This is a genomic window from Rhodococcus (subgen. Prescottella) equi (genome assembly GCF_003013675.1).
Lineage (GTDB): Bacteria > Actinomycetota > Actinomycetes > Mycobacteriales > Mycobacteriaceae > Prescottella > Prescottella equi.
On record NZ_CP027793.1, the window covers coordinates 2,513,384 to 2,540,339 of the forward strand.

24 protein-coding genes are annotated in these 26,956 nt (G+C 69.2%); 19 read left to right on the forward strand and 5 right to left on the reverse strand.

Translation table 11 applies throughout. The features are described from left to right. Positions 1 to 53 precede the first annotated feature (53 nt). The gene (locus C7H75_RS11880; protein ID WP_022595745.1) at positions 54 to 2,444 is read right to left on the reverse strand and encodes a phosphoketolase family protein; all 2,391 of its coding nucleotides are present in this window, start codon (positions 2,442 to 2,444) and stop codon (positions 54 to 56) included. Between the two features lie 264 nt (positions 2,445 to 2,708). Here C7H75_RS11880 and C7H75_RS11885 point away from each other — a divergent pair, with 264 nt between their 5' ends. The 15 genes from C7H75_RS11885 (at position 2,709) to tpiA (ending at position 19,119) form a co-directional block, all read left to right on the forward strand. Then, on the forward strand, positions 2,709 to 3,725 hold the full coding sequence (locus tag C7H75_RS11885) for a zinc-binding alcohol dehydrogenase family protein (RefSeq protein WP_201789497.1): 1,017 nt from the start codon (positions 2,709 to 2,711) through the stop codon (positions 3,723 to 3,725). A gap of 73 nt (positions 3,726 to 3,798) precedes the next feature. After that, positions 3,799 to 6,174, forward strand: a complete 2,376-nt coding sequence (locus C7H75_RS11890) for a glycoside hydrolase family 65 protein (protein ID WP_081184958.1) — start codon at positions 3,799 to 3,801, stop codon at positions 6,172 to 6,174. 10 nt (positions 6,175 to 6,184) lie between these two features. Beyond that, entirely contained in the window at positions 6,185 to 6,868 is a 684-nt protein-coding gene (rpe, locus tag C7H75_RS11895; protein WP_022595753.1) for a ribulose-phosphate 3-epimerase, read from the forward strand. Positions 6,869 to 6,899: 31 nt separating this feature from the next. Further along, positions 6,900 to 7,889 (forward strand): bifunctional diaminohydroxyphosphoribosylaminopyrimidine deaminase/5-amino-6-(5-phosphoribosylamino)uracil reductase RibD, encoded by a 990-nt coding sequence (ribD, locus tag C7H75_RS11900; protein WP_064058625.1) that lies wholly within the window; start codon positions 6,900 to 6,902, stop codon positions 7,887 to 7,889. Positions 7,890 to 7,916: 27 nt separating this feature from the next. Next, positions 7,917 to 8,528, forward strand: a complete 612-nt coding sequence (locus tag C7H75_RS11905) for a riboflavin synthase (protein ID WP_106851378.1) — start codon at positions 7,917 to 7,919, stop codon at positions 8,526 to 8,528. A gap of 107 nt (positions 8,529 to 8,635) precedes the next feature. Then, positions 8,636 to 9,883: a bifunctional 3,4-dihydroxy-2-butanone-4-phosphate synthase/GTP cyclohydrolase II gene (locus tag C7H75_RS11910; protein ID WP_013415937.1), complete on the forward strand. Its 1,248-nt coding sequence runs from the start codon at positions 8,636 to 8,638 to the stop codon at positions 9,881 to 9,883. After that, positions 9,880 to 10,377, forward strand: coding sequence for a 6,7-dimethyl-8-ribityllumazine synthase (gene ribH, locus C7H75_RS11915; protein ID WP_005513409.1), 498 nt, complete (start codon positions 9,880 to 9,882; stop codon positions 10,375 to 10,377). Before C7H75_RS11910 ends, ribH begins: the two co-directional genes overlap by 4 nt. Then, entirely contained in the window at positions 10,374 to 10,832 is a 459-nt protein-coding gene (locus C7H75_RS11920) for a PH domain-containing protein (RefSeq protein WP_064058606.1), read from the forward strand. The genes ribH and C7H75_RS11920 overlap by 4 nt, the downstream gene beginning before the upstream one ends. A 32-nt stretch (positions 10,833 to 10,864) precedes the next feature. Next, the gene (gene uvrC, locus C7H75_RS11925; RefSeq protein WP_037084291.1) at positions 10,865 to 12,994 is read left to right on the forward strand and encodes an excinuclease ABC subunit UvrC; all 2,130 of its coding nucleotides are present in this window, start codon (positions 10,865 to 10,867) and stop codon (positions 12,992 to 12,994) included. Next, positions 12,991 to 13,890 (forward strand): RNase adapter RapZ, encoded by a 900-nt coding sequence (rapZ, locus tag C7H75_RS11930; RefSeq protein WP_005513403.1) that lies wholly within the window; start codon positions 12,991 to 12,993, stop codon positions 13,888 to 13,890. Before uvrC ends, rapZ begins: the two co-directional genes overlap by 4 nt. After that, on the forward strand, positions 13,887 to 14,948 hold the full coding sequence (locus tag C7H75_RS11935) for a gluconeogenesis factor YvcK family protein (protein ID WP_013415939.1): 1,062 nt from the start codon (positions 13,887 to 13,889) through the stop codon (positions 14,946 to 14,948). Before rapZ ends, C7H75_RS11935 begins: the two co-directional genes overlap by 4 nt. Continuing rightward, the gene (gene whiA / locus C7H75_RS11940) at positions 14,939 to 15,922 is read left to right on the forward strand and encodes a DNA-binding protein WhiA (protein WP_005513400.1); all 984 of its coding nucleotides are present in this window, start codon (positions 14,939 to 14,941) and stop codon (positions 15,920 to 15,922) included. Before C7H75_RS11935 ends, whiA begins: the two co-directional genes overlap by 10 nt. Positions 15,923 to 16,063: 141 nt before the next feature. Continuing rightward, the gene (gene gap / locus C7H75_RS11945) at positions 16,064 to 17,083 is read left to right on the forward strand and encodes a type I glyceraldehyde-3-phosphate dehydrogenase (RefSeq protein ID WP_005513399.1); all 1,020 of its coding nucleotides are present in this window, start codon (positions 16,064 to 16,066) and stop codon (positions 17,081 to 17,083) included. Positions 17,084 to 17,103: 20 nt separating this feature from the next. After that, positions 17,104 to 18,330, forward strand: coding sequence for a phosphoglycerate kinase (locus tag C7H75_RS11950; protein ID WP_013415940.1), 1,227 nt, complete (start codon positions 17,104 to 17,106; stop codon positions 18,328 to 18,330). Between the two features lie 3 nt (positions 18,331 to 18,333). Next, complete coding sequence (gene tpiA / locus C7H75_RS11955) at positions 18,334 to 19,119, forward strand: triose-phosphate isomerase (RefSeq protein ID WP_005513397.1); 786 nt, start codon at positions 18,334 to 18,336, stop codon at positions 19,117 to 19,119. A gap of 90 nt (positions 19,120 to 19,209) precedes the next feature. Here tpiA and C7H75_RS11960 read toward each other — a convergent pair whose 3' ends face one another. Both C7H75_RS11960 and C7H75_RS11965 read right to left on the reverse strand, forming a co-directional pair. Beyond that, entirely contained in the window at positions 19,210 to 20,124 is a 915-nt protein-coding gene (locus tag C7H75_RS11960; RefSeq protein WP_049799477.1) for a tyrosine-protein phosphatase, read from the reverse strand. A 143-nt stretch (positions 20,125 to 20,267) separates the two neighbouring features. Continuing rightward, positions 20,268 to 21,182, reverse strand: coding sequence for a tyrosine-protein phosphatase (locus C7H75_RS11965; protein WP_041674214.1), 915 nt, complete (start codon positions 21,180 to 21,182; stop codon positions 20,268 to 20,270). A gap of 231 nt (positions 21,183 to 21,413) precedes the next feature. On the opposite strand from C7H75_RS11965, the gene secG reads away from it, so the two are divergent. The 3 genes from secG to ppc are packed head-to-tail and all read left to right on the forward strand — an operon-like array spanning position 21,414 to position 24,906. After that, positions 21,414 to 21,647 carry a preprotein translocase subunit SecG gene (secG, locus tag C7H75_RS11970; RefSeq protein WP_005513393.1) on the forward strand — a complete coding sequence of 78 codons (234 nt, stop codon included), beginning with the start codon at positions 21,414 to 21,416 and terminating at the stop codon, positions 21,645 to 21,647. A 2-nt stretch (positions 21,648 to 21,649) separates the two neighbouring features. Beyond that, positions 21,650 to 22,060, forward strand: coding sequence for a PPOX class F420-dependent oxidoreductase (locus C7H75_RS11975; RefSeq protein WP_013415943.1), 411 nt, complete (start codon positions 21,650 to 21,652; stop codon positions 22,058 to 22,060). Positions 22,061 to 22,113: 53 nt separating this feature from the next. Next, complete coding sequence (gene ppc / locus C7H75_RS11980; RefSeq protein ID WP_084955701.1) at positions 22,114 to 24,906, forward strand: phosphoenolpyruvate carboxylase; 2,793 nt, start codon at positions 22,114 to 22,116, stop codon at positions 24,904 to 24,906. Between the two features lie 28 nt (positions 24,907 to 24,934). Here the strand turns inward: ppc and C7H75_RS11985 are convergent, their stop codons facing one another. After that, the gene (locus C7H75_RS11985; RefSeq protein ID WP_022595774.1) at positions 24,935 to 25,411 is read right to left on the reverse strand and encodes a MarR family winged helix-turn-helix transcriptional regulator; all 477 of its coding nucleotides are present in this window, start codon (positions 25,409 to 25,411) and stop codon (positions 24,935 to 24,937) included. Positions 25,412 to 25,493: 82 nt separating this feature from the next. Between C7H75_RS11985 and C7H75_RS11990 the strand changes: the two genes are divergently transcribed. Beyond that, positions 25,494 to 26,366, forward strand: coding sequence for an alpha/beta fold hydrolase (locus tag C7H75_RS11990; RefSeq protein ID WP_106851380.1), 873 nt, complete (start codon positions 25,494 to 25,496; stop codon positions 26,364 to 26,366). Positions 26,367 to 26,382: 16 nt separating this feature from the next. Here C7H75_RS11990 and C7H75_RS11995 read toward each other — a convergent pair whose 3' ends face one another. Beyond that, a complete protein-coding gene (locus C7H75_RS11995) occupies positions 26,383 to 26,838 on the reverse strand; it encodes a DUF6389 family protein (RefSeq protein ID WP_106851381.1) in 456 nt (151 codons plus the stop codon). Between the last annotated feature and the right edge of the window lie 118 nt (positions 26,839 to 26,956).

A 26,956-nucleotide genomic window follows, 5' to 3' on the forward strand; every position in this document is an offset into this window, starting at 1 on the left:
TCTGTGTCAAACTTTGCATATTTCCCATTTGTCCGCACGACAACGGAGCCGAGTCACACCGGTTCGGGCCACACCCAGTTCCGGACCTCGGGCATGTCCTCGAGATGCTCGCGCACGTAGTCGTGGTGGCGAGCGAGCATGCGCTCGCAGTAGCCGACGAGATCGGCGGCGCCCTCCGGGCTCCGGCGGCACCGCCGCAGTGCCTCCATCGCCAGGTGATAGCGACTCATGTGGTTGAGAACGACCATGTCGAACGGCGTCGTCGTCGTGCCCTGCTCGGTGTAGCCGCGGACGTGGAAGCGATCCGGTCGGACCCGACCGTGCAGCAACTGGTGGAAGGCCCGCGCGTAACCGTGCCATGCGACCACGACGTCGACGTCCTCGGTGAACAGGCGAGCGAAGTCCTCGTGGGAGCGCCCGTGTGGGTGGACGTCGGGTGGGGCCATCGACATCAGGTCGACGACGTTCACCACGCGGACCCGGAGATCGGGAACCTGGCCGCGCAGCAGAGCCGCGGCCGCGAGGATCTCCTCGGTCGGCACGTCCCCGACGCACGCCAGCACGATGTCGGGATCGCCGTCGTCCGCTGCGGGTGCGGAGTTCTCGGTGCCGGCCCAGTCCCACACGGAGGCGCCCGCCCGGACGTGCTCGCGGGCCTGGTCGAGGGTGAGGTACTGCGGATGCGACTGCTTGTCGACCACGACCAGATTCACGCAGTCCCGCGTGGCGAACACGTCCTGCGCCACCACCAGGAGCGAGTTGGCGTCCGGCGGCAGATAGACGCGGGTGACGCCGCCCGACAGCGAGAGCACCGTGTCGATCAGGCCCGGACCCTGGTGCGAGAACCCGTTGTGGTCGTTGCGCCAGCACGTGGAGGTGAGCAGGATGTTCAGGCTCGCGACCGGCGCGCGCCAGTCGAGCGACCGGGCCCGCTCGAGCCACTTGGTGTGCTGGATGGTCATGGAAGCACTCACCATCGCGAAGGCCTCGTACGTCGCGAACAGCCCGTGCCGTCCGGTGAGCAGATAGCCCTCGAGCCAGCCCTGGCACAGGTGCTCCGACAGCACCTCCATCACCCGTCCGTGGAGCCCGACATGGTCGTCACCCGGGACGACGGTGCCCGCGGAACACCGTTCGGTGACCTCGAACACGGCGCCCAGTCGGTTGCTGTTCGTCTCGTCCGGGCAGAACAACCGGAAGTCGTCCGGGTTCGCGACGTAGATGTCACGCAGCATCTCACCGAGCGGCCGCGTCGTCTCGTGGTGGACGGCGCCGGGGAACGGCACCTCGACGGCGTAGCGATCGGCGGACGGGACCTCGAGTTCGCGCAGGAGCCGACCACCGTTCGCGTGCGGATTCGCCCCCATGCGCAGGTCCCCGCTGGGGGCGAGCGCGGCGAGTTCCGGTACCAGCCGTCCCTGCGGATCGAACTGTTCGTCGGGTGCGTACGACCGCATCCACTCCTCGAGTCTCCGCAGATGTTCGGGGTCGTCACGGACGTCGGCGATGGGCACCTGATGGGCGCGGAACGTTCCCTCGATCTCGAGGCCGTCGACGACGTCGGGCCCGGTCCATCCCTTCGGGGTGCGCAGCACGATCGCGGGCCAGCGGGGCCGATCGGTCAGCCCGGAGTCGCGGGCGTCGCGCCGGATCCGGGTGATGGCGGTGTGCGCGCGGTCGAGGGTTTCGGCGAGGTCGCGGTGCACCTCCATAGGGTCGTCGCCCGCGACCAGCACCGCGTCCCAGCCGAAGGCCCGCAGCACGGCGAGCACCTCGTCGTCGGTGCGCCGCCCGAGCACGGTCGGACCGGAGATCTTGTAGCCGTTGAGGTGCAGAATCGGGAGGACGGCGCCGTCCCGACTGGCATCGAGGAAGAACGGCACCTTCCACGACGCCGCCAGCGGTCCGGTCTCGGCCTCTCCGTCGCCCACGACGCACGCGACCGTGAGGTCCGGGTTGTCCATCGCCGCTCCGGCCGCGTGAGCGAGGGAGTAACCCAGTTCGCCGCCCTCGTTGATCGAACCCGGCGTCTCCACCCCGGAGTGGCTCGGGATACCACCGGGTGTGGAGAACTGGCGCGCGAGGCGCCGCAGACCGGCCTCGTCCGGCGTGACGTCCGGGAACAACTCGGAGTACGTGCCCTCGAGGTACGTGTTCGCGACCACGGCGGGACCGCCGTGCCCGGGGCCGGCGACGAACAGCACATCGGCTCCGGTGCGCCGGATCAGCCGGTTGAGGTGGACGTAGACGAGCGACAGACCGGGGCTGGTACCCCAGTGGCCGAGCAGGCGTGGCTTGATGTCCGGCGGAACGAGTGGCCTGCGCAGCAGGACGTTGTCGCGCAGGTAGATCTGGGCGACCGTCAGGTAGTTCGCGGCCATCCAGTACCGGTGGAGCAGGCGGAGTTCGTCGTCGGTGTGGTGGTCGTCCGAGCCCGGTGTCATCGAATGCACCCTCCGTTCGCGGGCGAAGGTGATTCCATCCTGACCGCTCGCCCCGGCCCCCGCAGGGGAACGGGCCTCGGCCCGACCGGTTCCTCCGTTCCCCCTCGTCGTTCCCCCCTTGTTGCGGACGCGCGGAACCAGGCATCCTGGTAGTGGCGACCGCGGCACCGTCCGGCGATGCCGTGTTCCGGTTCCGCCGGCGCCTTCGCGACGAAGTACGGATCTTGTATGCGGACGGACAACTCGCGCACCTCGGCAACCACGATGCCGGCCACCACCATGCGGGCCTGGCGCACGACGAGACCCGGCCCGCTCACCGACCGTCCGCTCGAGCTCGGGCGCGAGTTGCTTCCGCGTCCGACGAGCAGGGACCTGCTGGTGAAGGTGCTGGCGTGTGGTGTCTGCCGCACCGACCTCCACGTGGTCGCGGGCGAATTGCCGCCGCACCGGCTCAACGTGGTGCCGGGCCACGAGGTGATCGGCGAGGTCGTCGCGGTCGGTGACGACGCGGGTGGCCGCTTCTCGGTGGGGCAGCGGGTGGGCGTGGCGTGGCTGCGGGGCACGTGCGGGCACTGCCGGTACTGCGTGCGCGGCGACGAGAACCTGTGCCCCTATTCGACGTACACCGGCTGGGACGCGGACGGCGGCTACGCCGAGTACACGACGGTGCCGGTCGACTACGCGCTCGAACTGCCCACCGGCTATCCCGTCGTCGAGCTGGCACCCCTGCTCTGCGCAGGCATCATCGGTTATCGCGCGTTGCTGCGGGCGGATCTACCCGAGGGCGGTCGGCTGGGGATCTACGGCTTCGGGGGCAGTGCGCACCTGACCGCGCAGGTCGCGCTCGCCCGGGGAGCGCGCGTGCACGTGATGACGCGGGGCGAGGAGGCCCGTGAACTGGCGTTCAGTCTCGGCGCGGCCTCCGTGCAGGGTGCCGCGGTGCCGCCCCCGGAACCGTTGGACTCGGCGATCCTCTTCGCGCCTGCCGGTGACCTGGTCCCGCCGGCGCTGGAGGCGCTCGACGCGGGTGGGACGCTCGCGCTCGCGGGCATCCACCTCAGCGACATCCCGCCGTTGAACTATCAGCGGGACCTGTTCCGGGAGCGGCAACTGCGGAGCGTGACGGCGAACACGCGGGACGATGCCCGCGACTTCCTGGCGTTTGCGCAACGGCACCGACTGCGGGTCAGCGCGCACCGCTACCCGTTGGATGCCGCGGACAAGGCGCTCGCCGATCTCGCGGGCGGTGTGTTCGGCGGCGCCGCCGTTCTCGTGCCGTGACGACGACGCTGTCCTAGCGTGGACTGAGCGGTCCGATCGCGTGGACCGCGCCCGCGAGTGGGAGGACGTCCGCATGATCACTCATCCCGCTTTCACGGTCGAACCGTGGAGCCTGCGCGCCACGAGCCTCGATCTGGACGTCCTGGCCCAGAGCGAATCGTTGTTCGCGCTCGCCAACGGGCACCTCGGCTGGCGCGGCAACCTCGACGAGGGCGATCCGCACGGGCTGCCCGGCAGCTACCTGTCCGGTGTGTACGAGGTGCGGCCGATGCCGTACGCCGAACCGGGATACGGGTACCCCGATTCCGGCGAGACGATCATCAACGTCACCGACGGCAAGATCGTCCGCCTGCTCGTCGACGACGAGCCGTTCGACGTCCGCCGCGGCCGGGTACTGGCGCACGAGCAGGAACTGGATCTGCGGGCCGGGGTACTGCGCCGCAAGGTCGAGTGGCGTTCGCCTGCCGGTCGCACGGTGCGCCTCACGACCACCCGGCTGGTGTCGTTCACCCAACGCACCATCGGGGCGATCGACTACACGGTGGAGGCGCTGGACGGACCGGCGCACGTGGTACTCCAGTCGGAACTCGTGGCGAACGAACCGATGCCGCAACAGGAGGCAGATCCGCGTGCGGCGGCGGTGCTCGCGGAGCCGCTGGTCGCGGAGGAGCACTTCGACCACGAGGCGCTTGTGCAACTGACCCACACGACCGCCGAGAGTGGTCTGCGGATCGCCGTCGCGATGGATCACGAGGTGACCGGACCGGGCGTGCACGTCGAGGTCGAGAGCTATCCGGATCAAGGGCGGGTGACGATCACGTCGGAGCTGGCGCGGGGCGAACGCGTCCGCATGGTCAAGTTCGTCTCGCACGCCTGGTCGGCACGGCGCACCCCGCCCGCGATGCGGGACCAGGTGGCGGGCGAGTTGACGCTCGCGCGTGAGAGCGGCTGGGACGGACTGGTTTCGGAGCAGCGCGCCTACCTCGACAGGTTCTGGGCGCACGCGGACGTGACCGTGGACGGCGATCCGGAGGTCCAGCAGGCGGTGCGTTTCGCGCTGTTCCACATCCTGCAGGCGTCGGCCCGCGCCGAGGGCACCGCGATCGCCTCGAAGGGGCTCACCGGACGCGGCTACGACGGTCACGCCTTCTGGGACACCGAGATGTTCGTGCTGCCGGTCCTGACGTCGGTGCTGCCGCAGGCCGTCGCCGATGCGCTGGGCTGGCGGCATTCGACACTTCCGCGGGCGCGGGAGCGGGCCCGCCAACTGGGGTTCGCCGGTGCCGCGTTCCCGTGGCGGACCATCACCGGCAAGGAGTGCAGCGGCTACTGGCCCGCGGGCGCCGCCGCGTTCCACGTCAACGCGGCGATCGCGCGCGCGGCGATCGGATACATCCGCGCGAACGGGAACGGCGAGTTCGAGCGGACCGTCGGCCTGGATCTGCTGGTGGAGACCGCGCGGCTGTGGCGGTCGCTCGGTTACTTCGACGAGCGGGGCACGTTCCGGATCGACGGCGTCACCGGCCCCGACGAGTACAGCGCGCTGGTGCGGAACGACCTGTACACCAACTTGATGGCGCGCGAGAACCTCGATGCCGCGGTGGCCGTCGTGGAGCGGCACCGATATCGGATGCCCGACCTCGGGGTCACCGACGAGGAGGTCGGTGGTTGGCGTACCGCTGCGGCGCGGATGTACGTGCCGTACGACGAGCGGCGCGGCGTGCACCCGCAATCGTCCGGATTCACGGATCGGCAGGTATGGGACTTCGTGGGGACGCCGCCCGAGCACTACCCGCTGCTGCTGCACTACCCGTACTTCGATCTGTACCGCAAGCAGGTCGTGAAGCAGGCGGACGTGGTGCTGGCGATGCAGTGGGTTCCGGACGAGTTCACCGAGGAGCAGCGAGCGCGGAACTTCGCGTACTACGAGCGGCTCACGGTGCGGGACTCGTCACTGTCTGCGTGCAGCCAGGCCGTGGTCGCCGCCGACGTCGGTGCCCTCGATCTCGCGTACGACTATCTCGGGGAGACGGCCCTGATCGACCTGTACGACCTCGAACACAACACCAGCGACGGACTGCACCTCGCGTCGCTGGCCGGGATCTGGATCGCGCTCGTCCAGGGGTTCGGCGGTGCACGCCGGCGCCGTACCGGTCTCACGTTCCGGCCGACGCTCCCGCGCGGCATCGAGCGCCTCGCGTTCGGTGTCGCGGCGGCGGGATGTCGGCTGCGCGTCCAGATCGAGCCCACCGAGACGAGGTACCACCTCGTGGTCGGCGACGAGTTGACGGTCCACCACGACGGGGAGCCGGTGACCTTGCACGGCAACGAGGTTCGGGTGATGCCCACGGTCCGGCCGCCGGCCGGTCCGGTGGTGACGCAACCCGCGGGCCGGGCTCCGGTCCGACGTCGGCCCGGCACCGGCGGTCGCCCGTCACCCGCCGACTAAACTCGCCGACGTGGCAACCCCGATGATCGCACCGTCCATTCTCTCCGCCGACTTCGCGCGCCTGGCCGAGGAGGCCGACGCCGTTGCCGGCGCCGACTGGCTGCACGTGGACGTCATGGACGCCCACTTCGTGCCGAACCTGACGCTGGGCCTGCCGGTGGTGCAGAGCCTGCTGAAGGCCACCGACATCCCGCTGGACTGCCACCTGATGATCGACGACCCGGGGCGCTGGGCGCCGCCGTACGCGGAGGCGGGTGCGCACAACGTCACGTTCCACGCCGAGGCCACCGACGACCCGATCTCGGTCGCCCGGGACATCCGCGCCGCGGGCGCGAAGGCCGGCCTGAGCATCAAGCCGAACACGCCGATCGAGCCGTACCTCGAGATCCTGAAGAGCTTCGACACACTGCTGGTGATGAGCGTCGAACCCGGATTCGGCGGTCAGTCGTTCATCCCGGCCGTGCTCGACAAGGCGCGTGCCGTCCGCAAGCTCGTCGACGCCGGCGAACTGCGCCTGCTCGTGGAGATCGACGGCGGGATCAACGCCGACACCGTCGAGCAGGCGGCCGAGGCGGGCATCGACTGCTTCGTCGCCGGTTCCGCGGTCTACGGCGCGGCCGATCCTGCCGCAGCGGTCCGCGGCCTGCGCGAGCAGGCGGCCAAGGCCTCCCCGCACCTGACGCTGTCGATCTGACGGCCTCGCGGTGACCTCGCTCGACGCCGCGATGCGGCTCGCGATCGACGCTTCCGAGGCCGCGCGCGGCAGCACCAGTCCCAACCCGCCGGTCGGCGCGGTGATCCTCGACGCGTCCGGCGCGGTCGTCGGTGTCGGTGCCACCCGGCCGCCGGGCGGGCCGCACGCGGAGGTCGTCGCGCTCGCCGCGGCGGGGGAGCGGGCCCGCGGCGGAACCGCGGTCGTCACGCTCGAGCCGTGCAATCACCAGGGCCGCACCGGTCCCTGCTCGCGTGCGTTGATCGACGCGGGAATCGCGGCGGTGCACTACTCGGTGGCCGACCCCAACCCGGCCGCGGCCGGCGGCGCCGACACCCTGCGTGCTGCGCGCATCGAGGTGACCGGCGGGCTGCTCGCCGACGACGCCGAACGTGGCCCACTGCGGGCATGGCTGCACCGGCAGCGAACCGGACGACCCCATGTGACGTGGAAGTTCGCCGCCACGCTCGACGGTCGCAGCGCCGCCGCCGACGGCACCAGCCAGTGGATCACCGGACCGGAGGCGCGGGCGCGCGTGCACGCCGACCGGGCTCGCCTCGATGCGATCGTCGTCGGAACCGGCACCGTCCTGGCGGACGACCCGTGGCTCACGGCCCGGCTGCCCGACGGTTCGCTCGCGCCGCACCAACCGCTGCGCGTGGTCGTCGGCAACCGGCCCGTCCCATCCACCGCGAGGGTCCTCGACGATGCGGCGCCCACCCTGGTACTGCGCACGCACGACGTCGGCGAGATCCTCTCTGCGCTCGCCGATCAGGACGATGTCCTGGTCGAGGGGGGCCCGCGTCTCGCGGGCGCCTTCCTCGCGGCCGGCGCGGTCGATCGCGTCCAGGCCTACATCGCGCCGGTGGTACTGGGTGCCGGGTCCCACGCAGTGGAAGACGCTGGAGTGTCCACCATCACCGAGGCGCTACGGTTTCGTCGGGAGAACGTCGAGGTCCTCGGCGACGACCTGTTGTTGAACCTGATCCCTCGGGCTCAGTAGTTATCGATCCAAGGAGTGAGCGAAGACATGTTCACGGGAATCGTCGAGGAACTCGGCGAGATCGTCGCCAAGGAAGACCTGGCCGACGCGGCCCGCTTCACCGTCAAGGGACCGCTGGTCACCTCGGACGCCGGCCACGGTGACTCGATCGCCGTCAACGGTGTGTGCCTGACGGTGGTCGACGTGCTCGACGGCGAGGCGTTCACCGCGGACGTCATGCGGGAGACGCTGGTCCGTTCCAGTCTCGGCTCCTTGGGGATCGGAAGTCGGGTCAACCTCGAACGCGCCGCCGCAGTCAACAGCCGGCTCGGCGGTCACATCGTGCAGGGCCATGTCGACGGCACCGGTGAGGTCATCAGCCGTAGCCCGTCCGAGAACTGGACCGTGGTGCGGATCTCGCTGCCGTCGAGTATTTCCCGGTACGTCGTGGAGAAGGGCTCGATCACCGTCGACGGCGTCTCGTTGACGGTGTCCGCGCTCGGCGGGGAGCCGGGCGAAGAGTACTTCGAGATCTCGCTGATCCCGACGACGCTGGGACTGACCACGCTCGGCGCTGCCGAGCCCGGCACGCCGGTCAATCTGGAAGTCGACGTCATCGCCAAGTACGTCGAACGCCTGCACACGGCCGCGGGCCGCTAGCCGGAATAACGACCTCGTCACGCGAGGTCGTACTGTTGAGGTGCATCTGAAGCGATGCGCCGGGACATACTCGAGCACGCCAGTTCAAGATTTTGGAGCCCAAGCACGTGACCAGGTTCGACAGCATCGAGCGCGCAGTCGCAGACATCGCCGCAGGCAAGGCGGTTGTGGTCGTCGACGACGAGGACCGCGAGAACGAGGGCGACCTCATCTTCGCGGCCGAGAAGGCCACCCCCGAACTCGTGGCGTTCATGGTGCGCTACACGTCGGGCTACCTGTGTGTCCCGCTCGACGGCGAGGACTGCGACCGGCTGGGGCTCCCGCCCATGTACGCGACCAACCAGGACAAGCACGGCACCGCGTACACCGTGACCGTCGATGCGCGCGAGGGCATCGGTACCGGCATCTCGGCATCCGACCGCGCGGCGACGATGCGCCTGCTGGCCGACCCGACGACCGGCGCCAACGACTTCACCCGCCCGGGCCACGTCGTCCCGCTGCGCGCGAAGGAGGGCGGCGTCCTGCGTCGTCCCGGTCACACCGAGGCGGCCGTCGACCTCGCCCGGATGGCGGATCTGCGTCCGGCGGGCGTGATCTGCGAGATCGTCAGCCAGAAGGACGAAGGCCACATGGCCAAGGTCGACGAGCTGCGGGTGTTCGCCGACGACCACGACCTGGCCCTGATCTCGATCGCAGACCTCATCGCGTGGCGTCGCAAGCACGAGAAGCACGTCGTCCGCGTCGCCGAGGCGCGGATCCCCACCCGGCACGGCGACTTCACCGCCGTGGGGTACAAGAGCATCTACGACGAGGTGGAGCACGTCGCGCTCGTGCGCGGCGACATCGCCGAGGGTGACGGTAGCGACGTCCTGGTCCGCGTGCACTCGGAGTGCCTGACCGGCGATGTGTTCGGTTCGCTGCGCTGCGACTGCGGCCCGCAACTCGACGCCGCGCTCGACATGATCGCGCAGGAGGGCCGCGGCGTCGTCCTGTACATGCGGGGCCACGAGGGCCGCGGCATCGGTCTGATGCACAAGTTGCAGGCCTACCAGCTGCAGGACGCGGGTTCCGACACGGTCGACGCCAACCTGCAGCTCGGCCTGCCGGCCGACGCCCGCGACTACGGCATCGGTGCGCAGATACTGGTCGATCTCGGTATCAAGTCGATGCGCCTGCTCACCAACAACCCGGCCAAGCGTGTCGGCCTCGACGGTTACGGCCTCCAGATCACCGATCGGGTCCCGATGCCACTGCGCGCGAACGCCGAGAACCTCACGTACCTGCGCACCAAGCGCGACCGCATGGGCCACGACCTGATCGGTCTGGACGAGTTCGAGGCCGGTGACGCGCTGTGAGCGGCGAGGGACGCCCCGATCTCCAGCTGGGGATGGCGAAGAATCTGAAGCTGGCGATCGTCGCCGGACAGTGGCATCCCGAGATCAGTGAGGCGCTCGTCGCGGGCGCCAAGCGGGTCGCCAAGCAGGCGCAGATCGAGGATCCGACGCTCGTCCGCGTCGCCGGTGCCATCGAGTTGCCGGTCGTCGTGCAGGAACTGGCGAAGTCGCACGACGCCGTCGTGGCGTTGGGAGTCGTGATCCGTGGCGGCACACCGCATTTCGAGTACGTGTGTGACGCCGTGACGGCCGGGCTGACCCGGGTCGCGCTCGACGAGGGCGTTCCGGTCGGCAACGGGGTACTCACCACCGACACCGAGAAGCAGGCACTGGACCGTTCGGGTCTGCCGGGCTCGGTGGAGGACAAGGGCGGCGAGGCGTGCGCGGCGGCGATCGACACTGCCGTCACCCTGGCGCAGCTGCGACGTAAGCGGACGGGGTCGGCGTCGCGATGACCACCAACGGTGACTGGGAGTTCGAGGTCCGGTCCAAGAAGTCGGCGCGCTACGCGATGGTCGCGGCCGGAGTGCTCGTGCTGGTGCACGTCACCTTGGCGATCCTGCTGCGCACCTCCGCCACGGGCGTGTACTTCCGTCTGGTGGACCAGTTCGCCATGGCGGGCATCGGTCTGCTGCTGGCGGGTGGCGTGCTTCTGCTCACCCGGCCGCGTCTGCGTGTCGGCCCGCGCGGCATCGCTGTGCGCAACATCCTGGGTGAGCGCATCGTCGACTGGGATCTCGACCAGGGACTGTCCTTCCGGGACGGGGCCTCGTGGGCGCGGATCGAGCTGCCCGACGACGAGTACGTCCCGGTCATGGCGATCCAGGCCAACGACCGCGAGCACGCCGTGCAGGCCGTTCGCCGGTTCCGCGAGCTCGAGGCGAAGTACACGAGCTCGCGCGCCGAGTGAATACCGTCGGTACCGCCGACTAGCCTGGAATCGTGCCCGATCCCTCCACTTATCGACCCGCGCCGGGAAGCATCCCGGTGGCACCGGGTGTCTACAAGTTCCGCGACCCGCACGGCCGGGTGATCTACGTCGGCAAGGCGAAGAGTCTGCGGTCGCGACTCAACTCGTACTTCGCCGACGTCTCGTCGCTGCATCCGCGCACCCGGCAGATGGTCACGACGGCGGGCAGTGTCGAGTGGACGGTAGTCAGTACCGAGGTCGAGGCGCTCCAGCTCGAGTACAACTGGATCAAGGAGTTCGATCCGCGGTTCAACGTCCGTTACCGTGACGACAAGACCTACCCGGTGCTGGCGGTGACCCTGAACGAGGAGTACCCGCGGCTGTTCGTGTACCGCGGTCCGCGGCGCAAGGGCGTGCGCTATTTCGGGCCCTACTCGCACGCGTGGGCGATCCGCGAGACACTCGACTTGCTCCTGCGCGTCTTCCCGGCGCGCACGTGCTCGGCCGGAGTGTTCAAGCGGCACAACCAGATCGGCAGACCGTGCCTGCTCGGTTACATCGACAAGTGCTCGGCTCCGTGCGTCGGCCGCGTGAGTGCGGCCGAGCACCGGGAGATCGTCGAGGACTTCTGCGACTTCCTGTCGGGCCGTACGGACCGTCTCGTGCGGCAGCTCGAGACCCGCATGCAGGAGGCGGCCGAGGACCTCGACTTCGAGACGGCGGCGCGCCTGCGTGACGACGTCGGCGCGCTGAAGAAGGCACTGGAGAAGCAGGCGGTCGTGCTCGGCGACGGCACCGACGCCGACCTGGTGGCGTTCGCCTCCGACGAACTCGAGGTGGCCGTGCAGGTCTTCCACGTCCGCGGTGGACGCGTGCGTGGACAGCGCGGCTGGGTGGTCGAGAAGGCCGGCGACGTCATCGAACGCGACGCGGTCGCTGCCGACGCCGGGGCGGAATCGGAGCTGGCGCTGCTCGTCGAGCAGTTCCTCACCCAGTTCTACGGAGAGCAGGCCGCGCTGTCCGACAGCGGCGCGGCGGCCGACCAACCCACGAACGCGGTTCCACGGGAGGTGCTCGTGCCCGCGCTCCCGCGGGACGTCGAGGGCCTGCAGCAGTGGCTCGGTGGGCTGCGGGGCAGTTCGGTCAAGCTCCGTGTGCCGCAACGCGGCGACAAGAAGGCGCTCGCGGAGACCGTCGAACGGAACGCGAAGGAGGCGCTGGCGCAGCACAAGTTGCGGCGCGCCGGCGACTTCACGTCGAGATCTGCAGCGCTGCAAGGCATCCAGGAGGCGCTCGATCTCGATTCCGCGCCGCTGCGAATCGAGTGTGTCGACATCAGCCACGTGCAGGGCACCGATGTCGTGGCGTCCCTCGTGGTGTTCGAGGACGGTCTGCCGCGCAAGTCCGACTACCGGCACTACGCGATCCGGGAGGCCGCCGGCGACGGCCGCTCGGACGACGTGGCCAGCATCGCCGAGGTGACCCGGCGGCGCTTCCTGCGGCACAACCGCGACGTCGCGGCCGGCGGCGGTGCCGACGGTGGCGACCAGGCCCCCGAAGCCGCACTGGATCCGCAGACGGGACGGCCGCGCCGGTTCGCGTATCCGCCGAACCTGTTCGTCGTCGACGGCGGCTCCCCGCAGGTCAACGCGGCCGCTGAGGTGCTCGACGAACTCGGCGTCACCGACGTCGCGGTGATCGGGCTGGCCAAACGCCTCGAGGAGGTGTGGGTGCCGGGGGAGGAAGATCCGGTGATCCTGCCCCGCACCAGCGAGTCGCTGTACCTGTTGCAGCGAATTCGCGACGAGGCGCACCGCTTCGCGATCACGTTCCACCGAAGCAAGCGGTCGCGGCGGATGACGGCGTCGGCGCTCGATTCGGTCCGCGGTCTCGGCGAGACGCGGCGGACCGCGCTCGTCACACACTTCGGTTCGGTGGCCAAGCTGCGCGAGGCGACGGTCGAGGAGATCACGGCGGTACCCGGCATCGGGGTGGCCACCGCGCAGGCCGTGCTCGCGGCGCTCGCCGAACCGCAATCGGATCGGACCGCGGCCGTGGCCGAGGCCGAACCCAGCGCAGATGTGGCTGCGGGAGGCGACGTGGTGGGGGATGATGTGACGGACATCGGCGCATCGGAACGAACAGGACACAGTCGCGAGTGAACGACCAGCAGGAACGCGGTGGGGCAGATGTGGAGGTCGCGCTCGTCACGGGTCTTTCCGGGGCAGGGCTGAGCACCGCGGCGAAGGTGCTCGAGGACCTCGGCTGGTATGTCGTCGACAATCTTCCGCCCGAACTGATCACGCGGATGGTCGAACTCGGCGTCGAATCCGATCCACCGATCCGCCGCCTGGCTGTCGTCGTCGACGTCCGCAGCCGCCCCTTCACAGGTGACCTGGGGCAGGTCGTCGCGGCGCTCGAAGCCATGCCGGTGCAGATCCGGGTGCTCTACCTCGAGGCCAACGATCCGGTGCTGATCCGCCGATTCGAGCACGTGCGTCGCAGCCATCCGTTGCAGAGCGACAGCAAGGAAGGCACGCTGTCCGAGGGAATCGCAGCCGAGCGGGCCAAGCTGGCGCAGGTTCGGGCGTCCGCGGATCTGGTCGTCGACACCTCCGCCCTCGCCGTGCGCGAGTTGCGGGAGAAGATCGAGACCGCGTTCGGTGGCGAGGCCAGCAGCGTGATCCAGGTGACGGTGCAGTCCTTCGGTTTCAAGCACGGGCTGCCGATGGACGCCGATCTGGTGTGCGACGTGCGGTTCCTGCCGAATCCGCACTGGATCCCGGAACTGCGTCCGCACACCGGACTGGAGGAGGCGGTACGGGACTACGTCCTGTCCCGTGACGGTGCCGAGGAGTACCTCGACACCTTCCGGCGGCTCCTCGAACTGACGACGGCGGGATACCGCCGGGAGGGAAAGCGCTACATGACGATCGCGGTCGGTTGCACCGGCGGCAAGCATCGGAGCGTCGCGATGTCCGAGGCGCTCGCGGCGCGCCTCGGCACTGAGGACGGCCTGGCCGTCCGGGTCGTCCACCGCGATGTGGGTCGCGAATGACGGACGCATCGACCACCACCGACTCCCCGGCGCCCCGGATCGTCGCGTTCGGCGGCGGACACGGGTTGTACGCGACCCTGAGTGCGGCGCGTCGGCTCAGCTCCGACGTGACGGCCGTCGTCACCGTCGCCGACGACGGCGGCTCGTCCGGCCGGTTGCGCAACGAGCTCGGCATGATCCCGCCCGGCGATCTGCGGATGGCGCTCGCGGCGCTCGCCGCGCAGACCCCTGATGTCCGGTCGTGGACGGAGACCGTGCAGCACCGCTTCGGAGGGTCCGGCGCACTCGCGGGCCACTCCGTCGGCAACCTCATCCTCGCGGGGTTGACCGAGGTCCTGGGCGACCCGGTCGCCGCGCTCGACACCGTCGCCCGCCTCCTCCAGGTCGAGGGGCGAGTGCTGCCGATGTCGACGCAGGCGCTGCAGATCGAGGCCGACGTCGTGGGTCTGGAGACGGATCCGCGGGTCAGCCGGTGCATCCGGGGTCAGGTGGCGGTGGCGACCACACCGGGCAAGGTGCGCCGTGTGCGTCTGCTGCCGGCCGACCCTCCGGCGTGCCCGGACGCGCTCGCGGCTCTCGGCGCCGCGGATCTCGCGGTTCTAGGACCCGGATCCTGGTTCTCGAGCGTCATTCCGCACGTGCTGGTTCCCGAACTTCTCGACGGGTTGTTGCGGACGCCGGCCCGGAAGGTGCTCGTTCTCAACCTGGCACCGGAGCCGGGGGAGACCGCCGGATTCTCCGCCGAGCGTCATCTGCACGTACTGTGCCAACACGCGCCCGAATTCCGTGTCGACCACGTCGTCGTCGATTCGGCGTCGGTCCCGGCGGGTCGCGAGCGTGACCATCTCTGCCGCGCCGCGACACATCTGGGCGCCGAGGTGGTCTACGCGGACGTCGCCGAGGACGGCACCCACAAGCACCACGCGGGCAAACTCGCGGATGTGCTGGCGGGCCTCGTGGACCGGCGGGCGCCGGCCGGGTCGGCAACCGGATACGACGACATCGAACGAGCCACCGAACGGACGGCCGGGGGAAGGGAGAGCGCCTCGTGGCGATGACAGCCGAGGTCAAGGACGAGCTCAGCAGGCTCACGGTCACGCAGGTCAGCTGCCGCAAGGCGGAGGTGTCGGCGCTGCTCCGATTCGCGGGCGGCCTGCACATCGTCGGCGGCCGCGTCGTGGTGGAGGCCGAGGTGGATCTCGGCTCGACCGCCCGGCGGCTGCGCGGCGAGATCCTCGACCTGTACGGATACCAGTCGGACGTGCACGTGCTCAGTGCCGGCGGGCTGCGCAAGAGTTCGCGATACGTGGTCCGCGTCGCCAAGGACGGTGAGGCGCTGGCGCGCCGGACCGGGCTGCTCGACATGCGCGGGCGTCCCGTGCGGGGGCTGCCGGCTCAGGTGGTCGGAGGCAGCGTCGGCGACGCGGAGGCCGCGTGGCGCGGCGCCTTCCTGGCTCATGGTTCGCTCACCGAGCCGGGGCGCTCGTCGGCGCTCGAGATCAGCTGCCCCGGTCCGGAGGCCGCACTGGCGCTGGTCGGCGCCGCCCGGCGCCTGGGTATCGCGGCCAAGGCACGCGAGGTGCGCGGCACCGACCGGGTGGTGGTCCGCGACGGTGAGGCGATCGGCGCCCTGCTCACCCGGATGGGTGCGCAGGACACGCGCCTGACCTGGGAGGAACGTCGGATGCGCCGCGAGGTGCGCGCAACGGCCAACCGCCTCGCGAACTTCGACGACGCCAACCTGCGCCGCTCGGCGCGAGCGGCGGTCGCGGCGGCGGCACGGGTGGAGCGGGCGCTCGAGATCCTCGGGGAGGACGTTCCGGACCATCTGGCGGCGGCGGGCACGCTGCGGGCCAAGCATCGGCAGGCCTCGCTCGAGGAACTCGGCCAACTTGCGGATCCGCCGATGACGAAGGACGCGGTGGCGGGCCGCATCCGTCGGCTGCTGTCGATGGCGGACCGCAAGGCGAAGGATCTCGGGCTCCCGGACACGGAGTCCGCCGTGACGCCGGAGTTGCTCGAGGAGGCATGACGGCGCCCGGAACGGTCTCGTCGAGGTCACGTTCCGTCCACGGTGCCCTACGCCCGATCCGATGTCCTCACAGTTGCGCGCCGAACAGCGTCCGCCAACTAGGGTGGGATGCGCACCGACTGATGAGCAAAGGAGCGAACTGTGACGGTCCGGGTAGGCATCAACGGCTTCGGTCGTATCGGGCGTAACTTCTTCAGGGCAGTCGATGCGCAGAAGGCGCTCGGCACCACCGACATCGAAATCGTGGCGGTCAACGACCTCACGGACAACGCAACGCTGGCTCACCTGCTCAAGTACGACTCGATCCTGGGTCGCCTGCCGCACGAGGTCTCGCTCGAGGGCGACGACACCATCGTCGTCGGCGATACCAAGATCAAGGCACTGGCGCACCGCGGTCCGCTCAGCGAACTTCCCTGGGGCGATCTGGGTGTCGACGTCGTCGTCGAGTCCACGGGCATCTTCACGGACGCCGAGAAGGCCAAGGGCCACCTCGAGGCCGGTGCCGAGAAGGTCGTCATCTCCGCGCCCGCAAAGGGCGAGGACATCACCATCGTCATGGGCGTCAACGACGACAAGTACGACGGCAGCCAGAACATCATCTCCAACGCGTCCTGCACCACCAACTGCCTCGGCCCCATCGCCAAGGTCCTCGACGACGAGTTCGGAATCGTCAAGGGTCTGATGACCACGGTCCACGCTTACACGCAGGACCAGAATCTGCAGGACGGCCCACACAGAGATCTGCGTCGCGCCCGCGCGGCCGCGTTGAACGTCGTCCCGACCAGCACGGGTGCCGCCAAGGCCATCGGCCTGGTGCTCCCGCAGTTGCAGGGCAAGCTGGACGGATACGCGTTGCGCGTGCCGATCCCGACGGGCTCGGTCACCGACCTCACCGTCAACCTGTCGAAGCCGGCCACGACCGCGGAGATCAACGCCGCCATGAAGTCTGCCGCCGAGGGCCGGCTGAAGGGCATCCTGAAGTACACCGAGGCACCCATCGTGTCGTCGGACATCGTCACCGACCCCCATTCCTCGATCTTCGACGCCGGCCTCACCAAGGTCATCGATGATCAGGCCAAGGTTGTCTCCTGGTACGACAACGAGTGGGGCTATTCGAACCGCCTGGCGGATCTCGTCGGCCTCGTCGCCAAGTCACTCTGAACGGAAGCACTACTACAACTATGTCTGTCAAGACTCTGCAAGACCTGTTGGACGAAGGTGTCGAGGGCCGTACCGTGCTGGTGCGCTCCGACCTGAATGTCCCGCTGGACAACGGAACCATCACCGATCCGGGCCGCATCATCGCTTCGGCGCCGACCATCTCGGCACTGGCCGAGGCCGGCGCCAAGGTGATCGTGATGGCGCACCTGGGCCGTCCCAAGGGTGAATTCGACCCCGCGCTGTCGCTGGCGCCGGTCGCCGCGAAACTCGGTGAGGTGCTGGGCCGCAACGTCCAGCTCGCAGGTGACGTCGTCGGCCAGGATGCGCTCGCGCGGTCCGAGGGCCTGACGGACGGCGATGTCCTCCTGCTCGAGAACATCCGCTTCGATCCGCGTGAGACCAGCAAGGACGACGCCGAGCGCGAGGCGCTCGCGAAGGCGCTCGTCGACCTGGTCGACGGGGAAGGCGCGTTCGTCTCCGACGGTTTCGGTGTCGTGCACCGCAAGCAGGCGTCGGTATATGACATTGCCAAACTGCTGCCCCACTACGCGGGCAACCTGGTCGCGGCCGAGGTCGACGTCCTGCAGAAGCTCACGCAGGACTCCGAGCGTCCGTACGCGGTCGTGCTCGGCGGTTCGAAGGTGTCGGACAAGCTCGCCGTGATCGAGGCGCTGGCACCCAAGGTCGACACCCTCGTCATCGGTGGCGGCATGTACTACACCTTCCTTGCCGCACAGGGTGTTTCGGTCGGCAACTCGCTGTGCCAGGAAGAGATGATCGAGACCTGCAAGGGCCTGCTCGAGCGCTACGCGGACGTCATCCACATCCCGCAGGACGTGGTGATCGCCGATTCGTTCTCGGCGGACGCCGAGTCGAAGACGGTCTCCGTCCTGGACATCCCGGACGGCTGGATGGGACTGGACATCGGACCGCAGTCGGTGGAGCGCTTCGCGGCGATCCTCTCGGGTGCCAAGACGGTGTTCTGGAACGGCCCGATGGGCGTGTTCGAGTTCGAGAAGTTCGCGGCCGGCACCAAGGGTGTCGCCGAAGCGATCATCGAGGCCACGGGCAAGGGCGCGTTCAGCGTCGTCGGCGGCGGCGACTCCGCGGCGGCCGTGCGTCAGCTCGGCCTGCCCGAGGACGGCTTCTCGCACATCTCGACCGGCGGCGGCGCGTCCCTCGAGTACCTCGAGGGCAAGACGCTTCCCGGCATCAGTGCCCTCGAAGACCGAGCGCTGGAGGACTGAGGCATGGCACGTAAGCCTTTGATCGCCGGCAACTGGAAGATGAACCTCAACCATCTCGAGGCCATCGCTCTGGTGCAGAAGATCGCTTTCTCGTTGCCCGCGAAGTACTTCGAGAAGGTCGACGTGACCGTGCTCCCGCCGTTCACCGACATCCGCACCGTGCAGACGCTGGTCGAGGGCGACAAGCTCCTGCTCACCTACGGTGCCCAGGACGTCTCCGCCCACGAGTCGGGTGCGTACACCGGCGAGATCAGCGGCTCGATGCTGGCCAAGCTGGGCTGCACGTTCGTGGTCGTCGGCCACTCCGAGCGGCGCACGCTGCACGGCGAGTCCGACGAGACCGTCCTCGCCAAGACCAAGGCCGCGCTGCGATACGGGATCACCCCGATCGTCTGCATCGGTGAGGGCCTGAACATCCGCGAGGCCGGCGAGCACGTGTCGTTCAACGTTGCGCAGCTGAAGGCTTCGCTGGCGGGTCTGTCGCCCGACGAGATCTCGAAGATCGTCGTCGCGTACGAACCCGTCTGGGCCATCGGCACCGGCAAGGTGGCCTCGGCTGCCGACGCGCAGGAAGTCTGCAAGGCGGTGCGTGACACGCTCGCCGAGCTGGCGTCAGCGGAGATCGCCCAGGCCGTGCGGGTCCTCTACGGCGGTTCGGTCAACGCCAAGAACGTCGGCGAGCTCATCGCTCAGCCCGACATCGACGGTGGCCTCGTCGGCGGGGCCTCGCTCAAGGCGGACGAGTTCGCGACCCTGTCGGCCATCGCGGCCGGCGGACCGCTCCCGTGACCGGGTAGCGACTGAACGATGCGCGGGGCGCGTGGCCGGAAAGGTCACGCGCCCCGCGCTTTTGGTGGATCAGGGCGACAGTGTGCAGGGTCAGGCGAGCAGTTTCAGTCGGAGTTCGGTGACGGTGCCGATCGTCAGTCCCAGTCCCTCCGTCAGATAGCGGTCGAACGAGCCGTAGGTGCGTTCGAGTTCGTCGAACGACGCCTCGAGGTAACCGGCGTCGACCCCGATCAGCTGCCGGTAGATCTCGGCTGCCTCGGGACCCTTCGTGGCGGTGATCCGGTCCAGGGTGGCCCGGATCGTCTCGGCGGAGTATTCGTTCGAGAGCAGGTAATCGTCCACGATCGTCTGCCGGGGCACACCGGCGATGCCGAGGAGCAGGGCGGTGGCCCAACCGGTGCGGTCCTTGCCGGCGGTGCAGTGGAAGACCTGCGGCCCGGAGGTGTTCGCAAGTTGCGTGAGTAGCAGTGCGTAGCCGCGGCGGGACGTCTCGTCCGTGACGGTGTCACGGTAACCGGCCTCTACGTAGGCGCGGGCCTCCTCGGGGCTGCGCAGCCCGGCGATGTCGCCACTGGGGTCGGCCGACAGGACCTGGATCTGCTGGTACCGGACGCCGTCCGGGAGCACGTCCGGGTTCGCGGCGATCTCCTGGTCGGTGCGCAGGTCGTACACGGCGGTCAGTCCGAGCGAACCGAGTGTCTGCAGGTCTGCAGGCGTCGGCGCGAGAGTGTTCGAGCGATAGAACACGCCGCGGTTGACGTGCAGGCCGCCGAGACCTTCGTAGCCGGCTCCGGTGCCGGCGATGTCCCGAAAATTGTTCACCGACGCCAGTCTCGGGGTCTCGGGCGTATCGACCGCGGCGGATCCGGATCCCGACGATCCGAAGCCGGGGAGCGACGACGCTTCGGCGACGACAGGTCCGGCGAGCAGCAGTGCGGCTGTGAGGGCGAGGGTGGTCGTGGCGCGGGTGCGCGGGAAACGCTTGTCGTGCACAGGTTTCGTCACAGTGAGTCCTTCCGCGATGGTGGCTTCCGCCCGGAAGGTAGCGCGTGGACGGACGGTCGATGTGACGCGTCTCACTCAGCGGTTGGGCGCCGTGCTGGGCGTGCGCGAGATTCGCTCACGCCCAGCGCTGTTCGTCTGCGGGGTCAGGCGAACAGCTTGATACGCAGCTTGGCGATCGTCACCGGCGACAGGTCGAGACCGTCGAGCAGATAGTTCTGCACACTGCCGTACTTCGCCGCGAGCTCGTCGAGGCCCGCCTGCAGATAGCCGGCGTCCACACCGAGCAGGGGGCGATAGATGTCCGCGACGGCCTGCCCCCGGCTCGCCTTGATGCCCTCGTAGGTGCGTTCCATCGACGCGGCCGTGTACTCGTTGGTGAGCAGGTAGTCGCTCATGATGTCGGCACCGGAAACCCCGGCGATGCTCTGCAGTAGTGCCGACGTCCAGCCGGTCCGGTCCTTGCCGGCGGTGCAGTGGTAGACCTGCGGTCCGGCGGTGTTCGCCAAGTCCGTGAGCAGTTGCGCGAAGCCTGCGCGCGCGGCCGGATCGGTGACGAACGAGCGGTTCATGTCCTGCATGAAGCGTCGGGCGTCGTCGGGGGTCCGCAACTGGGCGACGCCGGCGGCCAGGTCGCCGGACAGAATCGGGATGCGGACGTACTCGGGTCCGTCGGGGAGCCGGTCGGCCTTCTGCGCCACTTCCTCGTTCGTCCGCAGGTCGTAGACCGCCGACAGCTTCAGCCCGTCGAGGGTGGCGAGGTCCGCGTCGTCGGGCGTGATCGCGTTCGCGCGATAGAACACGCCGGTGCGCATGTGGCCGAAAGGGGTCTCGTAGCCGGGGCCCGCGACGTCGCGGAAGTTGTCGACGGTCGCGAGCCGCGGAGCCTCCACCGTCGTCGGAGCCGACGAGCCGAACGTCCCGAGCGAGCCGAACGACGGCAGGTCGACCGACCCGGCGGCCTCGGCGGCGGCGGTTCCGGCGAACAGGAACGAGCCGGACACGGCGATTGCCGTGGCGGCTCGGGTGGTGCGGCGCAGAGCTGTGGAGCGGTGCGTCATGGTGAGGCCTTCCTCGTCGGGGTGCTGACAGTACGGAAGGTAGTGCGGCACGTTGTGCCACAAAAGTGGGGCATCTCACTGTGCGGGAGGACTGTGGCGCCCGGCATCCACCCCCTGGCCGACGCCGAGGCGCTCCGGATGTCGGGCTTGCGGCTCGCCGGGGGAGTACCAGGTAAGCTGGGCGCGCTAGTGGCCGAATTCCGTCGTGCGTGAAGGGCAGCGAATACCGAAATGGCACTGTTCCTGGACATCCTGCTGGTCATCACCAGCCTGCTGCTGATTCTCCTGATTCTGCTGCATCGCGGTAAGGGCGGCGGTCTGTCCAGCCTCTTCGGTGGCGGTGTCCAGTCGAGTCTGGCCGGTTCGAGCGTCGTCGAGAAGAACCTCGACCGTATGACGGTCTTCACGGCGGCGATCTGGCTGATCGCGATCCTCGGCATCGGACTCGAGATCAAGTTCAGCTGACGATGGCGGGGTACCACAGTTCCGCGACCATCCCCGATGCCGCTGCGGCGCTGATCGATGCGCCGGAGTTCGCGACGCTCGCCACCGTCGAACCGGGCGGCCAGCCGCAGCTGTCCGTCGTCTGGCTCGAGCGGGACGGTGACGACGTCCTCATATCCACTGTCCGGGGGCGCCGCAAGACGGACAACCTCCTGCGCGATCCTCGTGCGACGGTGCTCGTCTACCCGGCGAGTGGCCCGTACAGCTACGTCGAGATCCGCGGCACCACCACGATCGCCGACGACCCCGGTGGATCCCTCATCCACAAGCTGGCCCGGAAGTACACCGGCGCGCAGCGGTGGGAACACGACGCCCCCGACACCCCGCGGGTCATCGTCCGGTTGACCCCGTCGAAGGTGATCTGGAAGGGCTGACGCCGTCGCGTCGTTGCTGTGCGGGGGACCGGCCGTCGGCCGATAATCGGGTGATGACCGGGACCTCGGATTCATCTGCAGCCTCTTCCGTCACGTCCGCGCCGCGCGCCGCCACCGAGCCGCTGCGTGACGACATCCGCCTCCTCGGCGGGATCCTCGGCGACATCGTCCGCGAGCAGGCCGGCGAGGACGTCTTCGACCTGGTCGAACGAGCCCGTGTCGAGTCGTTCCGGGTCCGCCGGTCGGAGATCGACCGGGCCGAGCTGGCCGAGCTCTTCTCGACCGTCGACACCGCCGACGCGATCCCTGTCATTCGTGCCTTCAGTCACTTCGCGTTGCTTGCGAACGTCGCCGAGGACATCCACCGTGAACGCCGGCGGGCGATCCACGTCCGGGCAGGCGAACCTCCGCAGGACAGCACCCTCGCGGCCACCTACGCGAAACTCGATGCCGCACCGGTGGATCCGGAGATCGCTGCGGGTGCGCTCGCGGGTGCCCTCGTCGCACCAGTCATCACCGCTCATCCCACCGAAACGCGCCGACGGACGGTTTTCGAGACCCAGAACCGGATCATGGAACTGATGCGGAGGCGGGAGTGGGTGTCCGTCGATCCCGCCGAGGCAGACGCCGTCGACCGCCAGTTGCGGCGGCAGATCCTCACCCTGTGGCAGACGGCGCTGATCCGGCTGTCGCGCTTGCGGATCCAGGACGAGATCGAGGTGGGACTGCGGTACTACGACGCGTCCCTGTTCGAGGTGGTGCCGAGGATCAATGCGGAACTGCGCGATGCGCTGCGCAGCCGCTGGCCGGATTCGGGAGTGCTCACCGAGCCGATGCTGCGGCCCGGCTCGTGGATCGGTGGCGACCGCGACGGCAACCCGTACGTCACCGCCGACGTGGTCGCACGTGCCACCCACCGCGCATCGGAGACCGCGCTCGAACACCATCTCGCCGAACTGGAGGTCCTCGAGCGGGAGCTGTCGATGTCGGCGAGGCTGGTCACCGTCACCCCGGAGCTGAACCGGCTGGCCGACGAGTCCGGTGACGAGTCGGCGTTCCGGGCGGACGAGCCGTACCGCCGGGCCGTGCGGGGCCTGCGGGCGAGGCTCACCGGCACGGCGGCACGCATCCTCGGTCACCCGGCCGCGCATGCGGTCGCCGGAGAGCTTCCGGACTACCGCGACCCCGCCGAGCTGCTCGCGGATCTCGAGATCATCGACACGTCGCTGCGCTCGCACGGCGACGGCACCGTGGCCGACGACCGCCTGGCCCAGCTGCGAAACTCCGTGGAAGTGTTCGGGTTCCACCTGTGTGGTCTCGACATGCGGCAGAACTCGGAAGTACACGAGACGGTGGTGGCGGAGTTGCTGGCCTGGTCCGGCGTACACCCGGACTACGCGTCGCTGCCGGAGGACGAGCGGATCGCGTTGCTGACGCGCGAGCTGGCGACGCGTCGTCCTCTCGCCGGCCCGCACGCCGAGTTCAGCGAACTCACCACGAAGGAACTCGGCATCCTGCGCGCCGCCGCCGACGCCGTGGACCGGATCGGCCCCGAGGCGATCCCGAACTACGTCATCAGCATGTGCGAGTCGGTCAGCGACATGCTCGAGGCGGCGATCCTGCTGGCCGAGGTCGGATTGTTCGACCCGGACGGCGAGGCCGGACCGCGGTGCCCGGTGGGGATCGTTCCGCTGTTCGAGACGATCGAGGATCTGCGGCACGGCGCGGAAACCCTCACCGCCACCCTGGATGTCCCGCTGTACCGGGCTCTCGTCGCCAATCGCGGGGACAGCCAGGAAGTGATGCTCGGCTACTCCGACTCCAACAAGGACGGCGGCTACCTCGCCGCGAACTGGGCGCTGTACCGGGCCGAGCTGGACCTCGTCCGAGTGGCCCGCGAGAAGGGAATCAGGCTGCGACTGTTCCACGGTCGCGGCGGCACCGTGGGACGCGGCGGTGGCCCCAGCTACGACGCGATCCTCGCGCAGCCTCCCGGTGCCGTCGAGGGATCGCTCCGGATCACCGAGCAGGGCGAGATCATCGCCGCGAAGTACGCCGAGCCGCGTCTGGCGCGGCGCAACCTCGAGGCACTGGTGTCCGCGACCCTCGAATCGACCCTGCTCGACGTCGAGGGCCTGGGCGACGACGCCGCGCCGGCGTACGCCGTCCTCGACGAACTCGCGGAACTGGCACGGGTCGCGTACGCCGATCTCGTGCACGACACCCCGGGGTTCGTCGAGTACTTCGAGGCGTCGACGCCGGTCGCGGAGATCGGCGCACTCAACATCGGCAGCAGGCCGGCGTCACGCAAACAGACGCAGTCGATCTCGGATCTGCGCGCCATCCCGTGGGTGTTGTCGTGGAGCCAGTCGCGGGTCATGCTGCCCGGCTGGTACGGCACCGGAACGGCGTTCGAGAAGTGGGTCGGCGACGACGCGGGTCGGCTGGCGACACTGACCGATCTGTACGAGCGGTGGCCGTTCTTCCGAACGGTGCTCTCGAACATGGCGCAGGTGCTGTCGAAGTCCGACATGGGGCTGGCTGCACGGTATTCCGAACTCGTGCCCGACGCGGAGCTACGCGAAGAGGTGTTCGGCAAGATCTCCGCCGAACACGCGCGCACCCTCGCGATGTACCGGGCCGTCACCGGTCACGACAACCTGCTGTGGGACAACCCCGCGCTGGATCGGTCGGTGCACAACCGTTTCCCGTATCTCGAGCCGCTCAACCATCTGCAGGTGGAGCTGTTGCGCCGCTACCGCGCCGGTGACGACTCGGACAATGTCCGGCGCGGGATCCAGCTCACCATGAACGGGCTCGCGACGGCGCTGCGCAACAGCGGGTAGCGCCGGGTCCGCGGCGCAGCCCCGTCCCTCAGCGATCCGGTGCGAGCTCGGTTCGGGCGTCGGCGGCGGCCTCGCGCATCCGGGTGAGGAACGCCGAGACGGTTTCCCGCTCCTCGTGCGAGAACGTCTCGATCGCGGCCACGGCCCGGCCGATCAGCGGGCCGAAGAAGGACCACCCGAGTTCTTCCGCCTTCGGCGTCACCGTCACCAGGACCCGCCGGCGATCCGCCGTGTCGCGGCCCCGCTCGAGAAGTCCCGCCGTCTCCAGTCGGTCGATCAGTGCGGTCGTCGAGGCCGAGCTGAGGGACAACTGCCCGCCCAGCCATCCGGGTGTGGACGGAGTGCCGGAACGCGCGGCGTCGAGCAGGCAGATGAGGGCCCGCAGATCGGTGGTGTGCAGGTCGTTCCGGTTCGCGAACTCTGCGCCCAGGAGGTTCAGTTCGACGGTGAGTGCCCGGACCCGGTGCACGAGCGCCATTGCGTCGTCGTCCCGACTGTGGGTCATGCGCGTGGGCTCCGATCCTCGACGTGGTTCTCTCGCTAGTCTAGTCTCTCGATCATCGAGATAATGGGTTGAGGGGGACGAGATGAGGCGCGGCACCACCGAAGACTTCGCCGTCACGGCGGCGGGGCTGGGTTTCCTGCAGCGCTACGACCGGGTCCTGGCCAAGTGGCCCGCCGGGACCGTCGGCGTCGACGTCCCGACGCGGCACGGGATCACCCGTGTCAACGCGTGCGGTCCGACCGATGCGGCGCCGGTAGTGCTGCTGAGCGGCGGCGGGGCGACGTCGACGTCGTGGTTCGTCGGCGCGAGCCAACTCACCGACGAGCACCGCGTGTACGCGATCGACTTCCTCGGCGATCCCGGTCGCAGCGTCGTCGGCGAGCGACTGCGCTCGGTCGAGGACCTGATGTGGTGGCTGAGCGACGTGCTGGGCGCACTCGGGCTCGAATCCGTGGCCGTCGTGGGACATTCGTACGGGGCGATGGTTGCCCTCGCCTTCGCGGCGCGGCACCCCGGACGGGTCGACCGTCTGGTCCTGCTCGACCCGAACTCCTGTTTCGCCGGTTTTCGCCCGGACTACCTCCTGCGGGCGGTGCCCCTGCTGTTGCGTCCCACTGCTGCACGGCAGCGAGCGCTGATCGGCTGGGAGACAGCAGGATCGGAGATCGACCGGGACTGGCTCGATCTCGTCGCTTACGGCGCCGCACACTTCCCGTCGACGCGGCCGGTCGTGCCCGGACGTCCACGACCGGGGGCCCTCGAGCGGGTGGTGTGCCCGACGACGGTGCTGCTCGCCGGGCGCAGCCGGATCCACGACATCGGGAAGGTGGAGGCGGGTGTCCGGAAGAGACTGCCCCACGCCGGGATCGAGACGGTGGCCGGCGTCTCGCACTACACCCTGCCGATGGCGGGCGCCGAGTCGACCGTGGCCCTGTCCGACGCCCTGCGCGGGTGAGCGGGCGTGGTCCTCGTCAGGTTCCGGTGGGCTCGAACGCCAGCGGTGTGACGGTGCCGCTGCCGTCTTCGCCGTCGATCAGCCACGGCACCGAGGAACGGGAGGCGCCGACGCGTGTCCACAGGTCCGTCAGCCACGCCGCGGCGGCGTCGACGACCGCATCCTCGACGACGAACGGAGCATTGCGGGACATCAGTGGCACGTCGGGTTCGACCCCCTCCTCCGTGTATACGATGCCGAAAAGGTGTCGGTGGGCGTCGATGTGCTTGTTGAGCGTGAAGTAGTCGGGCCCTTCCAGGCGAACCCAGACGTCGAACGTGCCCTCACCGTCCTGATCGGGGAACACGTCGATGCACAGTTCGGTCGCCTCCGCCGGCAGCGCATCGAGAATCGCCGACAGTTTCGCGGCAGCGGCATCGGTGTGTGCGTCCAGCACGGCAGCCAGCGTCGTCAGGTACTCGTCACGGTCCACTGCCGCAGACTACCGCCGGAATCGTCCCCACCGTGGGCAGGGAACCGATCGACCGCCGCCCACGTCCTACTGATCGAACGGATGAGGTCTGGCGAACGAGAGGGGAGTCGGAACATGG

What these genes read in the sequence shown, in the direction of transcription:
- C7H75_RS11880 (WP_022595745.1), bottom strand. Translation starts at nt 2,444, where the DNA reads ATGACACCGGGCTCGGACGACCACCACACCGACGACGAACTCCGCCTG.
- C7H75_RS11885 (WP_201789497.1), top strand. Translation starts at nt 2,709, where the DNA reads ATGCCGGCCACCACCATGCGGGCCTGGCGCACGACGAGACCCGGCCCG.
- C7H75_RS11890 (WP_081184958.1), top strand. Translation starts at nt 3,799, where the DNA reads ATGATCACTCATCCCGCTTTCACGGTCGAACCGTGGAGCCTGCGCGCC.
- ribD (WP_064058625.1), top strand. Translation starts at nt 6,900, where the DNA reads ATGCGGCTCGCGATCGACGCTTCCGAGGCCGCGCGCGGCAGCACCAGT.
- C7H75_RS11905 (WP_106851378.1), top strand. Translation starts at nt 7,917, where the DNA reads ATGTTCACGGGAATCGTCGAGGAACTCGGCGAGATCGTCGCCAAGGAA.
- C7H75_RS11920 (WP_064058606.1), top strand. Translation starts at nt 10,374, where the DNA reads ATGACCACCAACGGTGACTGGGAGTTCGAGGTCCGGTCCAAGAAGTCG.
- C7H75_RS11935 (WP_013415939.1), top strand. Translation starts at nt 13,887, where the DNA reads ATGACGGACGCATCGACCACCACCGACTCCCCGGCGCCCCGGATCGTC.
- C7H75_RS11950 (WP_013415940.1), top strand. Translation starts at nt 17,104, where the DNA reads ATGTCTGTCAAGACTCTGCAAGACCTGTTGGACGAAGGTGTCGAGGGC.
- tpiA (WP_005513397.1), top strand. Translation starts at nt 18,334, where the DNA reads ATGGCACGTAAGCCTTTGATCGCCGGCAACTGGAAGATGAACCTCAAC.
- C7H75_RS11965 (WP_041674214.1), bottom strand. Translation starts at nt 21,182, where the DNA reads ATGACGCACCGCTCCACAGCTCTGCGCCGCACCACCCGAGCCGCCACG.
- secG (WP_005513393.1), top strand. Translation starts at nt 21,414, where the DNA reads ATGGCACTGTTCCTGGACATCCTGCTGGTCATCACCAGCCTGCTGCTG.
- C7H75_RS11975 (WP_013415943.1), top strand. Translation starts at nt 21,650, where the DNA reads ATGGCGGGGTACCACAGTTCCGCGACCATCCCCGATGCCGCTGCGGCG.
- ppc (WP_084955701.1), top strand. Translation starts at nt 22,114, where the DNA reads ATGACCGGGACCTCGGATTCATCTGCAGCCTCTTCCGTCACGTCCGCG.
- C7H75_RS11985 (WP_022595774.1), bottom strand. Translation starts at nt 25,411, where the DNA reads ATGACCCACAGTCGGGACGACGACGCAATGGCGCTCGTGCACCGGGTC.
- C7H75_RS11990 (WP_106851380.1), top strand. Translation starts at nt 25,494, where the DNA reads ATGAGGCGCGGCACCACCGAAGACTTCGCCGTCACGGCGGCGGGGCTG.